The sequence below is a fragment of the Zobellia laminariae genome (assembly GCF_030553095.1).
Lineage (GTDB): Bacteria > Bacteroidota > Bacteroidia > Flavobacteriales > Flavobacteriaceae > Zobellia > Zobellia laminariae.
In genome coordinates this window covers 3331182-3344486 of record NZ_CP130738.1, presented here as the reverse complement: position 1 = coordinate 3344486, position 13305 = coordinate 3331182, and the positions used below count along the sequence as shown (strand labels likewise).

Here is a 13305-nt window from a genome sequence, read left to right as displayed (position 1 = left end):
AATGGAAATTGGAAATGAGAAGTAGCTACTTATTTTAATAAATCCGAGCATAAAAAAAAAGAACACCATAAAATGATGCTCCTTTAAATTCGTTTGATAAACTATTAATTAGTTCTTTAAACTTTCAGATTTTAAACGTTCCTTCTGTTTTATACTTAATCCCTGTCTGAAGTACACGTCAGGTTTATGTTTAACCCGGTGCTCTTTCATTTCTTCATCATGTTTATCCAAGCTTAAATCACAATCAAAACGCACCAGTTTTGAATGGAATTCACCTTTTCCTCCTAAATTAATAAAATGGGCCAAGCCCCAAGTAATCCCACGACCATCCTCCGTATTCGTAAAAGCATCTGGTACGTGTGGTGCAGCAGCGTAAGGCATCAACTCCGTGATTGAAGCAATTTCAAAATTCACCCAATCTTCCGCATATTGAATAGTGTTGTGCTCCGGTCCGTCTTTATATACCAAAGCCGCCACTCCTTTTCGAAACGGAAACAATGAAGTTTCGTGCCCAGAGGTTATCACCGGATTCAATGGGTGCTTTTTAAATGGCCCCAAAGGGTTATCAGCAATGGCAAGCCCTTGCATACGAACCTTATCTGGCTTTTCACCAAAATCAGACTTATAATAAATATAGACCTTACCGTTATGTACTAGCGGGTAGGGATCATGTATGGAATATTGGTCCCACTCCCCTTCTTTTCCGTTTTCGATTACAATTTTGTTATAAGGCGTCCAAGGGCCTTCTGGAGAATCTGCATAAGAAACTGCAACAGGACAGTCATCCCCTCTTTTGCCACTAGCTTCCATGAAACCTTGGTAATAGAGGTAATACTTTCCTTCCCATTCTAAAATATCTGTAGTGGTAACAGAACGCCAGCCTACCAAAGGTTTTTCCGGTCTTTTAATGGCCACACCTTGTTCTTCCCAAGTAAAACCATCCGTAGAAGTAGCGTACCAAATTTCCGATAAATCCCAATCTGAAGACGGTATGGTATCATTGCTCATATCTGCTCCTCTTGGCGGTGTAGACGTGTTTCTATACGTATACCATACATAGTACTTCCCGTTATGCAAAAGTGTTTTTGATGGATCTCTTCTTGTAATTGTACCATCGTGACCATTATAGTCAAATCCTTTTAACTCTGTATACTTGAACTGACTAAATAGCTCATTGTGCTGTGGTTGTGGGGCTTCATAATCTGTATAAATACGCTCCATAGCAGCACTCATTTTTCTATTGGGTTTGTCTTTTGGTAATACAAAAGGGAAACCTTCTTGCTTTTCAGTAGGTTCTACTACTTGCTTTTCAGATTGTGCTTTGCATGTGCTTAGCACAAAAAGCAACAGAAATAAGGAAATTATATTCTTCATCACATGGTCTAGTTATATTTTTAAAAGCTCTGTTTATTATTTGCCTAGGTATTTAATGTAGGTGTAATACACGCCAAAGGTTTCTCCGTTTTCAATGAAGTCATTTACCAGCATAGTTTTGCCTTCTTCTAGATTTAAAATAAAATCTGCGCTCTGCATATCTCCTTCAACAGTTTGTTCTGTAATTTGATTAGCAATCTGAATACGCACTTTCTCTGGATGCATAGTTTTATATTCATACTGGTTTTTTGGATTCTCCGTAGGTATACCCAAAATAGGTCCAGCGCATTCTTTTGGCCAGCGCATACACGATATTTTATACCTACCCGCTTTCTCCACTTTTATTGGATGCATATTGTTTCTATTTTTCATTCCTGATGCTACTTGCTCTGGTTTCCAGATTCCACCATCTTCCCCAATAGCATGCTGGATGGTTAGTTTAATTTCCTTTTGACCGTCATTCCCAATAGTACTCACCGGAAATTCCCAGTATTCGTAACCTGATTTTGCCACATCTAAAAACGCCTTGTTTTGAGACAAAAGTCCTTCTACCACTTCCTTATTTCCTGATGCTACATCTATATCTTGATGTTTATCGGCCTCTATATCGTAAAGCTCCTTACCGTTTACCAATCGCCATTTCTCATTTAGTATAGCGGTATCTTCTTTATCATGCGGCGTACGCCAATCTTGACGATTATGAACAAACACTGTTCTTTTATCATCTAACTTTCCGTTATTAAGTAGTAAAGGCGAAAAATCGATTCCATCTAACTTCATGCCTTCAGGAATTTCAAGATTACAAAGTCCGGCTAAAGTGGGAATCAAATCCACATGTGCCGTTAATTCATTCAGGTCCTTTCCTCCTTTTATCTTCCCATCTTTCCAGCGGATAAAGAAAGGAACCCGATGACCTCCTTCCGTACGTTGCCCTTTTCTCCCTCTAAATCCTTTATTGAACCCTAACTTACCATCTTCACTAAGCCCTCCTCCAGAACCATTGTCCGTCATGTAAATCAGTATGGTGTTATCTGCTAGTTTTTTTTCTTTTAAGTAAGCTTCTAGTTTTCCAAAGTTCTCATCTATATTGGTTATCATTCCGTAGAATTCAGCTCCAACAATTTTATCTCCTACTAAATGCCGATAAGGAGCCGCGTACTTTTCTGCAACAATAAAGGGGCTATGAGGTGCATTGGTAGGTAGGTAAAGAAAGAACGGAGCATCTTTATTTTTGTCCATAAAACCCATGGCTTCTTGAAACCAAACATCTGTACAATACCCTGAAAATTGTTTAGGCTCGTTATTAACGTAATACACATCATCATTATAACTATTGCCCCAATAATCAGATAGTTCTCCTACTCCACCAGCTTTATGATGGATAGCTACATCAAAACCACTATCCGTAGGTCTTGACGGATAATTATCTCCCAAATGCCATTTACCGAACATGGCCGTCTTATACCCGTTCTTTTTAAATACATCTGCCATGGTATTGGCATTTTCCGCCAACGCATCCCTGCCTTTATATGTTGCCCATGTTCCATTATTTACAGGATATCTCCCCGTCATTAAAGCTGCACGAGTTGGCGTACACATTGGGCTTACGTGAAAATCGGTCATGCGCACCGCTTGTTTATAGAACTTATCTATGTTAGGAGTCTTAATCCAAGGGTTACCATGACAACCTAAATCTCCTATGCCTTGGTCATCTGTCATTACCAAAATTACATTGGGTGGTTTCCCTTCTTGTGCAAATCCGTTACTCACAAATAATACCAACAAAAACATCAGGACATTATCTGCCAACCCATACCTGAACATCTTAAATTTTATCATACTATTGAATGGTAATATTACTTTACTCGGGTTTTCTTAATTGCAACTGTTTAACCTTAATCCAACCTCTCAAAACTAACCATAGAAAATGAAAAGATGGTAAAAATGTACTTTACAAATATTATACAAGTGTATATTTACCCTTAATTATAACTCTATTCCTATTATTATTTAATATCTTGATTTGAACAACCTCACAAAAACACATGATTCTGTATACCAGAATATTACATATTTTCATTATTCTCTTTTTAGTAACAGAAATTGGAATTTGTCAAACTATAGAATCTAAAAATAGTATACAAGACAGTACTTCTTATTATACAAACCGATTAAAGGAAGCAATGGCGAAGTCAAACCTGTTTCCTACTGAATCCTATCAGGTTCTTGATGAATCCCAAATATATTTTGAAAGTAAAAAGGACACAAGTAGAGTGGTGAAATGTCTTCTGGCTATGTCCGAAATTCAAAAGAGAAAGGGGAAATTCAGTAAAACTTTTGACCACCTTTGGCAGGCTAAATATTTAAGTGACCAAGCTTTAGATAAAGCTCAAAAAGTTCAAATCCGAATTAGTTTGGCTCGTCTTTACGATGAGTTTAATATGAACGAGCAATCCGTTTTATATTTACAGGAAGCCGTGAAAATTGCAAAGAAAATTTATGTTCAGGATTCAACACAAATTGATAATCTTATTTCTAGTTATATGTATTTGGCCGTACGGCAAAGGAAGATGGGCAACTATCAAAAAGCGCTTCAGTACTTGGATTCTTGTTATGTGACTCCTTCTATTACCCTGGAAAAAAGCATAGAGATGCCGTTTTGGGATGCTGAAAAGGGGAAAATTATGCAAGAACTCCATGAGTATAAAAAAGCGGATACCTTTCTACATTTATCTCACTCCAATACATCAGGAAAAAAAGTAAGTTACAGACCCAATATTTCTATGTATTTAGGTGATTTAAAAAAAGACCTTGGCCAGAAAGATAGTGCGCTATTCTTTTACAATGAGAGTTTAGCTCTGAGCCAAGACCAAGGATTCAGGAACGATTTGGAAACAGAAGTTTTGCGAAAAATATCTGAAATGTATTCTACAAACGGAGATACCAAACTTGCCTATGACTACCTTGTTAAGTCAACAAATACCGCTGACCATAAGGTCCTACATGATAAGAACCAAACCAACAGCGAGCTTTTTCAAATAAAGGATTCTTATTTAAAATCTATTTCAGAGAAAAATGCGCAATTAGAACAAAAAACACGGACTATTGAAAAGAGTAATACCATTCAGTTTAGGCTTAAAATTATTCTCTTTTTACTAGTTCTATTAGGTCTTGTTTTAGGTGTTGTTTTTCAGATGCGCCTAAAGCTCAAAAAGACCCTTCTACATAAAAAAGAAGCTGAACTCAAAACGAAATTTATAGAAGAGCGTAGCAATAATGAAATAGAATTAAAGAGCAAGGAGCTCACTTCTTATGCACTGCAATTAATAGACAAGGATACTGCTATAGATGAACTTTTGAACCTACTAAAAACAGAATCCTCCCCTCATTACAAATCCCTTTTTAGTAAATATAAAAAGGGGTCTAAAGACCTTTGGAATGAATTTAACCTTCAGTTCACCCAAGTCAATTCAGCATTTTATGATAAACTAAAAGAACTACATCCTAAATTAAGCTCAACAGAACAGAAACACTGTGCCCTCATAAAACTAAATTTAAGCACGAAAGAAATGGCTAGAATCCTGAATATAGAACCACATAGTGTTCATGTTTCACGTTCTAGAATACGTAAGAAAATGGGGTTGGAACGTTCGGAGAATTTAGAGAGTTATATAGCTGGTATTTAGTTACCCCAATTCTACCCATCTATTTTTCTAAAACAAAATACATTTAAGATTGTATGAAAAAAAGTAGTATTTACCATTGTAATTCATAACTTTAACTACTTAACTAGCGGATGGTTAAGGTTTTTTATTCTAATAGTACACCTTAGTCCAGACCTTCGGAAAATCATCTATAAACGATTAAGATATCTGAGCTATGAAAAAATTAATACCCCTCCTTATTCTTGTTCTAGTTGCAAACATATTGCAAGGCCAAAGCGAAGACAGTAAAATAATGCACATGATAGATGCTTCCTACGATAGTAAATCTGAGCTAGGCTATCTTTTTATTAGTCGGTTAGATGAAAGTCCAATAACTTTCAATCAAATTAACCTTGAATTACTTCAAAAATTTAATTTAAACGACGACTCTCTTAAGGGGTCTACTTTCAAAATTACCTATGGCACTGAGAAGTTATACGCTGAAGAAAACAACGCACAGAACAGCATACCGATAAAAGAGAAAAAAATTATTCTGAATTTAGAACAGATTGAATAAATGGTCTTACTAATCAGAAAGAATGGCGGTACATTTTCTGCATTAACCCATAAAGTTCAGGGTGTTTTTTCTGAAATGCCTCAGCATTACTAAAGAAATATTCGCTGGCCACGCTAAGAAATTCTACTTCGCTGGTAGCGCCGTAAGGGTTAATATCGGACTTATTTTCCCTAATATTATCTATTTCTTTGTGCATCAGTTTTAGCCATGGAGCAACATATGTATTATGCATTAGGCTTTCTGGTATACCATCAATAGCACCATCTGCCTTATCTATTAGGTGAACAAATTCATGTATACCCACATTGCTGGTCGCGTTTTTATTTTGGAATCCTGCACGTAGCGCCGGTAAGGACAAAATCATTAAACGGTTCATATCTCCCGTGCCAACTTTGCCTAAAATATTACGTCCTTCACCCTTGGTCTGGTTTTCTTCATTAAAACTACCCTCATACAACAGGACCTCATTAATATTTCGGTAACGTAATTCTGGAAAACCAAATAACGGTATTACTGCACTTGCGGCTACTAACAAGCGATCGGTATCGTTAATTTCAATTTTTACGCCCGTAATTGTTACATCATCAAAAAAGTATAAAACCTCCTGTTCAAAACGAATCTTATCTGTTTTAGACAAGTCTGCATAGAACAATACTTCCTTGTTAAGGATATTGCGCCACGCTGGATTAAAGTCGTTCAGATTAATTTTTTCTTATAAAACCAAATCCGCCAAACAATGAGCATCACCAGTACTAAAAGAGGGATAAAAACATAGAAATTAGTGGTCATACTTTAAAATAAGGATTTGATTACTGTTTGTAAAATAGCCTAAGATTCCTGACATTACCTACTAGTTACTTTGTTAAACGAATTATTACTTTCTCTAGCGTTAAACCTTGTACGATTATAGAAAATATAACTACTAAATAGGTTACAGGCACAATGTAATTATAAACTTCCTCGGGTAAGGACAGTGCCATTGCTATAGAAATACCTCCTCTTAATCCGCCCCACGTCATTAATAATGATGTTTTTGAATCAAAATGCAACCATTTTTTTAATAAAACTATTAGAACACTTACCGATAAAAAACGCGAAATTATTACCACGATAGCGGCTAAAAAACCAACAACTATAAGTTGTTGTGTAAACGGAATTAACACAATTTCTAAACCAATTAACACAAATAATACCGCATTAGACAGAATATCTATAAGCTCCCAGAACTTATCTACGTAATCTACTGTTTTTTCTTTTTTCTCCTGACGATACGTTCTGTTCCCAATAAAGAGTCCGGCCACTACCATACTTAATGGACCTGAAACACCAATCTTTCCTGCAACAACATAACCACCCATTACCATACCCAAAGTAATAAGAACTTCCGTCTCATAGGAATTAATTTTTGAAATTGCCCTGTGCGCAATACGGCCCAAAAGATACCCGAACAAGAGTCCTCCGCCTATTTCAAGTAAGAAATTCTCTGCTATTCCCAATGCATCAATGCTTTCTGAAGTACCGTCACTGGCAAACTGTAACAGGGTTAGAAAAACCACCACTCCTACTCCGTCATTAAAAAGACTCTCACCAACTATAGTGGTTTCCATAGACTTTTTAATTCCTATTTTCTTTAGAATCCCTAAAACCGATATTGGGTCTGTTGGAGAAATAAGGGCTCCGAATAATAAACAATGAACTAATGGCAAGGGCATTCCTATTTGTTGTAATACCCAGAAAAAAATACCTCCTATAAGAGCTGTTGAAATAACGACCCCTAAACTAGAAAAGGCAACAATTTTCCATTTCTCTGATTTTAATTCATTTATGTTCACGTGCACTGCGCCAGCAAAGAGCATAAAACTCAACAAACCGTCCATCAATAATTTTTTGAAATCGATGGAGCCTACAATGTCTTTTTCAAATTTTATTAGCTCAGGAAAGAGTTTGGATAAACCGAGTATTCCCAATGAAAAAACAATGGAAATTATCATAGTACCTATGGTGGTCTGTAACTTTAAGAATCGTGTATTGAGGTATGCAAAGATGGATACCAGTACCATGAGTATACTAATAATCGTAAATAAATCCATATCTCAAATTAAGCTGTTAACAATTGTGCTACATTAATTTTACTACTACTAATTGTGATATCTGTTCACCAATAAAACAGTATTGACACCAATATACCTTTATAATAAAGCGGCTGGGCCTGAGGGCAAAAATAGTCTAACAGCCTTACATCTTCCTGTTATAAGATAAAACTAAATCTCATGTTTCTATTATTTTCATTGAAATCATTAGAATTTTACTCTTTACAGCACATTCTAGAATAGCTGTTTATAAAATCCCACCATTCAGTATAGGGTTACTTCGTTTTCTTTAATTCGAAGTAAAAAGAAACCCGGTGAATAAAATCAATGTCCGCTCTTTAGACCATGATTTCATTTACCGGGTTTGAATAAAAAAAGTACTTCTTTGATTTAAAATTTAATCCATAATGAATTTTCAATTTTTAAACTTAATATTGGTCAACTGTTGATCATACTTCAACAGCCAATCTTTTATTTTTTGCGCAGAATCCTCATCTGTCTTAGAAGAATAATAACTGCCATCTGGAAGCTCTATCCATAAAGTCAATAATACTCCGTTCTCTGAATAATTGGGAGCAAAACGTGAATGTAATATCACCGATTTCTCCCCTAACATAGGAAGTCTCACATGTTCGCTCTCAAACTCAACATTACCTTCATTGGCAGAAACCAAGTAGGTTTTTCCTTGGTGACCCTCAATAAATTTTTGCCATTGATAGTAGACATTACTTTCATTCTGTCCAATAACATTAGCCGTAAAACTAGTTGCCATTTTATTGTACGGCATGTTTTGCTCCGTAATTTCATACGGGTTTTGGGCGTTGACCATTGGCATTAAAAAGAGCATTAGTGCACCTATTAAAAATGTTTTCATGGTTCTTCTAAATTGAATTTATGATTTCCTTTTTTTTGAAGACTTAAACCTTCCTCCTTTTAAAAAGAACTGTACTTAAACTTTTGTCCGCCTACGGTAGCCTTTGCCATAAGTCCTGATTTAGGCAGGGTAAAAACTGCGACACCATCTTTGTATTTAGCATTCGCAGCCACCCCGGATTTAAGGGCCACAGCAGAAATTTGAGCCGAAAATTCAAAATTATCTTCTTCAAATTCCATTACATCATCTTCACTTTCAAAGAAAATGACTTCAATAACAGATTGACCACCAGCTTGGAAACCCACATCTAGTTTTTTAAGATTAGCCATACCTTGTGCAGTGCCTTCTTGATAGAGCACGCCGTTACCCGATGCTGCGCCAACTAAAAAACCACCTTCACCAACATTTGGAAATATGACATAACCGGCTGAGTTTTCAAAAAACCCGTTAATATCAGTATCCGTTTTTACCAATTCTTTTTTTGCCTTAGCGGCATCTTTAATAATTTTTTTATCCTTTCTTGTCTGTGCAGACACAACAAACGTCATGCTCAATGCAAGTACTATTGTAATTAGTTTCATCTTCTTTTTTTTTATTATTACTGTTCTCGTTTGGGGTAGAAAAAAGTTTCCTATTACCCGCTTTTAATATTATTTCATTAAAAAATACGTCTAATGATTCACCTAATAAGCTTCAATACGACCCATGGTTCCAACAATAACCCTTAACTCAAAAGTCTTTTTGGTTTCCATTCCATTGGTGTAATCTATTTTAAGCATATCCTCTCCCGTACCCACTGTCTTAAAATTAAACGTAGATATGGTGTTTGTTGCGGTGGTCTCCGCAGTTACTGGTTCCGCAAGTTTTATATGGTTATTTTCTGAAACAATATGCCATTCATACTCTGGAAAATCTTCCCCTTGCAAATTAATTGTAAATACATCGTCCTCACTTAATTCAATAGTAGAACCACTATCTTTATTGGTCAAAGGGCTGCTACACCCTGCCACTAATAGTAAAATCGAAAAAATTAAAATTGCGCTTCTTTTTAACATCGGATGGTTGATTTAATGCCGACCCTATTTCTCCAAACTAGAAAACCGAGCCGTATTTATATTGTTATTCAACTTTTGTTGGCACTACCAACAGAGGTGTTTTAGTATGCTTTACAATTTTTACAGCGGTGTTACCCATCAGCACATTTTCAAAAGAGCTATGGCTGTGCGTACCAATTACTAATAAATCCATCTTATTCTCTTCTCCACATACTCTAAAATAGCAACATCAGTTTCTCCTTCTAAAACAGCTGTCTTTATATTTCCTCCTCCCAAATGTTCCGCAGAATCTATCAAAAAGTTATTGGCACCCTGTATCAGTTCTTGTACCAATTTCATAGAGCCCGTGTTAAAGGGACTTTCATAACCCAAAAATGGAGAATAGTCAATAGCATAATAGGAAGCATCTGAGATTACGTGTATCAAAAAAATCTCTGCATCTAAGGCCTTGGCATAAGCATACCCTGTTTTTCCCACTTTTTCTGCTGATGGATTATAATCTAATGCTATACATATCCTTTTCATATCTCTTTATTTTAAATGAAAAATTAATAAGCTCATTATAATTAATGGGCAGTTTATAATCTTGATAAATCGCTAGGCGTTTCTACGAATATGCTTTTATGGCCGCGAACAGCAATTGGTTCTTTTATATATTCCGGACTCTTTCGCAGTAGCTTGATCCAATCATTATCCGAGAGGTTCGCATCATTAAATTGAGAAGGAAAATCAGGGTGGTCTTTATTAACTAATCCTTCAAGAGGTACAGATAGACGTTCGGCCAATTCTTCCAACTGTGTTCCCGTAAATATATTTTTAAGAATATCTACGTCCCGTACCGGTAATCCCTCCCCTATTGCATACGCCAATGTCTTTTCTGCCGACGCTCTGTTAGGATTGTAATACAAAACAATTTCATATTCTGATGTAGCTAATTCGGGCATAATTTTTTAGAATTTATATCAAGTTAATGTTGCCTCATATTAAAGGTTTGAAATAAGTATTCTCTGGGTTCATAACTAGGCCATTTCTATTAATTACTCAAAATTATAAAGTTTGAAATGTTGATGAACTGACCTAAATCATGTTGTGAGTTATTTATGATATACTGTACAATTAGTTATACTTTTTTTTTAGGAATGTACTTCTACTGTTCAAACAACCAAATGCAAAACATCTCTAGCATGACCTGCGTCATGCTTTCTTCATCACAACCACAATACATTTGTACTAGTAAATTGTATAACTTAAACAATTCCGTTGTGAGCGATTTTAGAAAAAGACCTAAAGACAGCTATATTCATGAAGCTGATTGGGCAGAATTGTATGTTCTAACAGAGCATTGGAAATCAGATCTTGAATTTTACAACGACGACCTAAAGTTTTTGCATCATCTTATTGACAAATATTTTATGTGGATCTCAAAAAAAGAGAACATAGATATGGTGCGACAAATTGAAGTTGGTCTAGTTGAGATGGATAACCAATCTAGCAAATTATTAAAGCAAGTAAATACAAGTTTGCACCATTTGGCTGAGTTAATGGATAATCCGTTTGCTTACGATTCCCATAAGTTTAGGACAGAACACCAACAAATAGAAGATGACCTTGCCTCTTTTGTTAAGAGCTTTAGAAAAAACAGAAAAGCAGTTTTCTCCATTACGGAACACGTAATAGATGCGGAAGAAATGGTACGACGGCTAAATTTAATTCCAAAATAAACCAATCAGAATTGTTGTGAAGATTTCATCATTGGTAGAACATATATAATTTAGAAGATTTAAGACTGATAAAATGAAAGATCTACATAAAATACTAAATCAGATTACGCAGCTTACCACCAATATAGAAACTAATTATCCGGAGCTTTATCGTTCTCTGGATGAAAATCCTATGACCTTGCCAACAAAAAACCATCCGCAAATGGATAAAGAGGTAATGCAGGAATATTTAGAAGATTTAAAAGAGCTGCTTGAGCATCATTTAGATACTCATAAAAAGAAATAATTTGGGTTTACAAAAGATGGAATGTGCCGTACTTTTTGTTGTACCGATAAAAACCGATTATTGAATAAAAACAAAACATCATGGTAGACGTAACTTATAATTCTGACCTACATTTTGAACATACTTTATGGACGTCAGAACTTACCTTTTGGGGAGGCGAGTTAAAGTCATTAGAGAACAGGCTAAATGAATTGATAAGCCATTGGACAGATAAAGAAGTACTCACAAAACTGGAGCATTACCTAGATGAATTTAACCTTCAAAGTAATATAGTCAGGGATATACAAAAAAGCATTCAACAACATGAGATAAACATTTTAGACCATACGCCCAATGGTAGTGAATCCATGGATATTCCCAGAGTTAAAGAACACCTAAAACTTCGCCATAAAATGGAAGCCCAACGAGAAACATATGGAAATCTCAAAAAAGAATTTTTCCTATTTTCGAGCGAAAACTTATAGGTGTAAAAAGACTTAATTAGGTAAATCTCTCAAACTAAAACTTGAACACCCCGAAGGTCTTTTCATTACATAGTTAAGGCTACCCGCTTAGATTTCAACAAAGTATCTTGAAAAGCTTGCAAGCCTTTTCCAGACTCAAATGAATGACCTAATTCTAATAACGCCATTTCTAAAGCACTCAATACGGCTACCAAATCACTAGAAGATACCGAGCCCATATGACCTATTCTAAAATAGGATGCTTTCATTTCCGCAAGTAACCCTCCTGCAATAATAACATCGTAAGTAGCAATTTTTGAGCGTAATTCTGCGCCATCAATACCATTAGGGTAATATATAGCTGTTAACGTATTGGCCGTAATTTTTTCTGTTTTTGGTAATGTTTCCAAATTAAGCGCCTCAATTCCTGCTCTAAAGGCTTTTGCTAAATTTTTGTGCCTTTCCACCCTATTGGCTATCTTCTCTGCGCAGATGATTTTTAAACTAGCTTCTAAGGCTACGATTAAATTAACGGCAGGTGTTCCAAAATAAGAAGGGCGTCTTTCTTCATATGCTTTCATAATCGGCAACCAATTGTTCCAATCAGAATAATAGCTAGACACGGGTGTTTTTCTATTTTTCCAAACCTCCATTGCTTTTTGGGAAGCCACTAAAAGTGCTAGACCAGGAGGTACACCTATTGCTTTTTGAGATCCAGTAAGAACAACATCAACACCCCATTCTTCTTGTTTGATTTCTTCTCCCGCAACAGAACAAACACCGTCCAAAATGCTTAAAACATCATACTTTCTAGCTAATTGTGCTATAGGCTCCGGATCAACAAGAACTCCTGTAGAAGTATCTACATGGGTCATGGTCAATACTTTGTATGGTTTAGACCTTAGCTCATTCTCAATAGCGTCAATAGATACAACTTCGCCTACGGGAGCTTCCAATATTGTTGTATTAGCTCCGTATCTATCTAAAATATCCTTAAACCTTTCTCCAAAGTATCCGGTAGAAATCACAAGAGCATTATCTCCCTTTTCTATAAGATTGCCCGCAGCCATATCCATAGCTAAAGTTCCTGTTCCGGCAACTATAAAGGGTTGTCCGTTTGGTGCCATCCAAACCTCTCTCATCATCTCTAGACTTTTTCCAAAAATCTCAATAAAATTTGGAGCTACATGACTCGTAGTTGCCATACCCATGGCACGTAAAACTTCTGGCTCAAATTCTAT

Annotated in this window: 16 protein-coding genes; 5 read left to right on the top strand and 11 right to left on the bottom strand. The window is 35.9% G+C overall.

Going from position 1 to position 13305, the window contains the following annotated elements; genetic code table 11:
- Positions 1-108: 108 nt before the first annotated feature.
- Together Q5W13_RS16015 and Q5W13_RS16010 are read right to left on the bottom strand one after the other, a co-directional pair.
- The gene (locus Q5W13_RS16015) at positions 109-1374 is read right to left on the bottom strand and encodes a glycoside hydrolase family 117 protein (protein ID WP_304443691.1); all 1266 of its coding nucleotides are present in this window, start codon (positions 1372-1374) and stop codon (positions 109-111) included.
- A gap of 36 nt (positions 1375-1410) precedes the next feature.
- Positions 1411-3213 carry an arylsulfatase gene (locus Q5W13_RS16010; RefSeq protein WP_304443690.1) on the bottom strand — a complete coding sequence of 601 codons (1803 nt, stop codon included), beginning with the start codon at positions 3211-3213 and terminating at the stop codon, positions 1411-1413.
- 206 nt (positions 3214-3419) lie between these two features.
- Here Q5W13_RS16010 and Q5W13_RS16005 point away from each other — a divergent pair, with 206 nt between their 5' ends.
- Entirely contained in the window at positions 3420-5060 is a 1641-nt protein-coding gene (locus Q5W13_RS16005; protein ID WP_304443689.1) for a helix-turn-helix domain-containing protein, read from the top strand.
- Between the two features lie 193 nt (positions 5061-5253).
- Positions 5254-5595 (top strand): hypothetical protein, encoded by a 342-nt coding sequence (locus Q5W13_RS16000; RefSeq protein WP_304443688.1) that lies wholly within the window; start codon positions 5254-5256, stop codon positions 5593-5595.
- A gap of 13 nt (positions 5596-5608) precedes the next feature.
- Here the strand turns inward: Q5W13_RS16000 and Q5W13_RS15995 are convergent, their stop codons facing one another.
- From Q5W13_RS15995 to Q5W13_RS15960, 8 genes are all read right to left on the bottom strand, one after another.
- Complete coding sequence (locus tag Q5W13_RS15995; RefSeq protein WP_304443687.1) at positions 5609-6247, bottom strand: M90 family metallopeptidase; 639 nt, start codon at positions 6245-6247, stop codon at positions 5609-5611.
- Between the two features lie 202 nt (positions 6248-6449).
- The gene (locus tag Q5W13_RS15990) at positions 6450-7685 is read right to left on the bottom strand and encodes a cation:proton antiporter (protein ID WP_304443686.1); all 1236 of its coding nucleotides are present in this window, start codon (positions 7683-7685) and stop codon (positions 6450-6452) included.
- A 415-nt stretch (positions 7686-8100) separates the two neighbouring features.
- On the bottom strand, positions 8101-8559 hold the full coding sequence (locus Q5W13_RS15985; protein WP_304443685.1) for a hypothetical protein: 459 nt from the start codon (positions 8557-8559) through the stop codon (positions 8101-8103).
- A gap of 59 nt (positions 8560-8618) precedes the next feature.
- Entirely contained in the window at positions 8619-9140 is a 522-nt protein-coding gene (locus Q5W13_RS15980; protein ID WP_304443684.1) for a lipid-binding SYLF domain-containing protein, read from the bottom strand.
- A gap of 102 nt (positions 9141-9242) precedes the next feature.
- Positions 9243-9548 carry a hypothetical protein gene (locus Q5W13_RS15975; RefSeq protein WP_304443683.1) on the bottom strand — a complete coding sequence of 102 codons (306 nt, stop codon included), beginning with the start codon at positions 9546-9548 and terminating at the stop codon, positions 9243-9245.
- Between the two features lie 130 nt (positions 9549-9678).
- Positions 9679-9807 carry a universal stress protein gene (locus Q5W13_RS15970; protein ID WP_304443682.1) on the bottom strand — a complete coding sequence of 43 codons (129 nt, stop codon included), beginning with the start codon at positions 9805-9807 and terminating at the stop codon, positions 9679-9681.
- Complete coding sequence (locus tag Q5W13_RS15965; protein ID WP_304443681.1) at positions 9795-10139, bottom strand: universal stress protein; 345 nt, start codon at positions 10137-10139, stop codon at positions 9795-9797. Before Q5W13_RS15965 ends, Q5W13_RS15970 begins: the two co-directional genes overlap by 13 nt.
- Before the next feature lie 53 nt (positions 10140-10192).
- Positions 10193-10558, bottom strand: coding sequence for an arsenate reductase family protein (locus Q5W13_RS15960; protein ID WP_155595664.1), 366 nt, complete (start codon positions 10556-10558; stop codon positions 10193-10195).
- A 318-nt stretch (positions 10559-10876) separates the two neighbouring features.
- Here Q5W13_RS15960 and Q5W13_RS15955 point away from each other — a divergent pair, with 318 nt between their 5' ends.
- The 3 genes from Q5W13_RS15955 to Q5W13_RS15945 all read left to right on the top strand — a co-directional run bounded on the left by Q5W13_RS15955 (position 10877) and on the right by Q5W13_RS15945 (position 12085).
- Positions 10877-11335, top strand: coding sequence for a hypothetical protein (locus Q5W13_RS15955; protein ID WP_304443680.1), 459 nt, complete (start codon positions 10877-10879; stop codon positions 11333-11335).
- A 73-nt stretch (positions 11336-11408) separates the two neighbouring features.
- Positions 11409-11621 (top strand): hypothetical protein, encoded by a 213-nt coding sequence (locus tag Q5W13_RS15950; protein WP_155595663.1) that lies wholly within the window; start codon positions 11409-11411, stop codon positions 11619-11621.
- Positions 11622-11701: 80 nt separating this feature from the next.
- Positions 11702-12085, top strand: coding sequence for a hypothetical protein (locus Q5W13_RS15945; protein ID WP_304443679.1), 384 nt, complete (start codon positions 11702-11704; stop codon positions 12083-12085).
- 65 nt (positions 12086-12150) lie between these two features.
- Here Q5W13_RS15945 and Q5W13_RS15940 read toward each other — a convergent pair whose 3' ends face one another.
- Entirely contained in the window at positions 12151-13269 is a 1119-nt protein-coding gene (locus Q5W13_RS15940) for a pyridoxal-phosphate-dependent aminotransferase family protein (RefSeq protein ID WP_304443678.1), read from the bottom strand.
- Positions 13270-13305 lie beyond the last annotated feature (36 nt).